General features: G+C 65.9%; 1 pseudogene. It reads left to right on the top strand.

What is annotated here, in order from left to right:
* Positions 1 to 255: 255 nt before the first annotated feature.
* A pseudogene (locus P3X83_RS43105) lies at positions 256 to 1,521 on the top strand (IS256 family transposase); the annotation flags it as partial.
* Positions 1,522 to 1,574: the final 53 nt, after the last annotated feature.

Below are 1,574 nucleotides of genomic sequence, written 5' to 3'. Positions count from 1 at the left end.
AATGATCACCATGGGTAAACGACTTAGGTGGATCACCTTAACGCTTCGGGGGGAGCGTCAACCATGACGAACACACGGGGAACATCAGCACTGACCAGTCCTTTCACACACGACCACGAACAGACATCAGGCCTGGCGCGGGCCGCTCATCATGGCGGGGAAAAATCCCCCCACCGTGACGGAGAGGCGCCGCTACGCGACCTGCTCGGCGATCAGGTCCTGGACCTGCTGCTGGAGCGCTCACGCGACGGCGCGGGCGGGCTGCGGCTGACCGGTGAGGGCTCGATGCTCGGCGAACTGGTCAAAGCGGTCCTGGAACGCGCGCTGGAGGCCGAACTGTCATCCCATCTGGGCTACGGCAAACACGAGGTCGCCGGCCACGGAACCGGCAACTCCCGCAACGGCAGGATCGGCAAAACCGTGCAGACCGGTGTCGGCCCGGTCCGGCTGGCGGTGCCGCGCGACCGGGCCGGCACCTTCGAACCGGTGCTGGTGCCCAAACGGGCGGGGCGGATCTCCGGCGGCCTGGACGACATGATCATCAGCCTGTACGCGCACGGCATGAGCGTCCGCGACATTCAGCATCACCTGCGCCAGATCTATGAGGTCGAACTGTCGCACGAGGCGATCTCCAACATCACCGACGCCGTGCTGGAAGAGGTCCGCGCCTGGCAGGCCCGCCCGCTCGAGGCCGTCTACCCGGTGATCTTCCTGGACGCCATCGTGGTCAAGGTCAGAGACAACCACGTCGTGCAGTCCAAACCCGCCTACCTGGCGGTCGGCATCGACACCGAGGGAAACAAGCACGTCCTGGGGATCTGGCTGGCCAAGACCCCGCTGGATACCGCGACCGCCGGGGAGTCGGCCCGCTTTTGGGCCTCGGTGATGAGCGACCTGAAAAACCGTGGGGTGCGTGACATCCTCATCGCCTGCACCGACGGCCTGAACGGCTTCGAAGACGCCGTCCACCACGCGTTCCCGCACACCACCGTGCAGACCTGCGTGGTGCACCTGATCCGTAACGCGCTGCGGCCGGTGGCCCGCCGCGACCGCGCCGCCGTCGCCGCCGAACTCCGCAAGATCTACACCGCGCCCACCGAGCAGGCCGCTTTCGATGCCCTGGCCGACTTCACCACCTCGCTCTGGGGCGAGAGATACCCGCAAGCGGCCCGCGTGTTCGAGACCGCCTGGGACCGGTTCACCCCGTTCTTCGCCTTCACCCCCGCGGTGCGGCGGCTGCTCTACACCACCAACGGCATCGAGTCGCTGAACTACCAGCTGCGCAAGGTCACCAAGGCCCGCGGGCACTTCCCCGGCGACGACGCAGTCGTCAAGCTGCTGTGGCTGGCCATCATCAACATCGAGGACAAACGCGCCCGCGAACGCGCCGCCCACAAGGAGAAGACCGGCAAGATCAAGTCCTCGCCCGGCACCGCCCGCCTGATCGAAGGGCAGCGCACCATCGGCTGGCGTGAGGCGCTCATCGAACTCGATATCGCCTATCCAGGCCGGATCAGGTAAAGAGGTTCTTCATCACCCGGGAAGGATCTTTACACACTTGAGGTGACAAGCTC

The organism is Spongiactinospora sp. TRM90649, from assembly GCF_029382225.1.
GTDB lineage: Bacteria > Actinomycetota > Actinomycetes > Streptosporangiales > Streptosporangiaceae > Spongiactinospora.
Note: the sequence above shows the minus strand (reverse complement) of the source record. Positions and strands in the feature narration are given on the sequence as shown.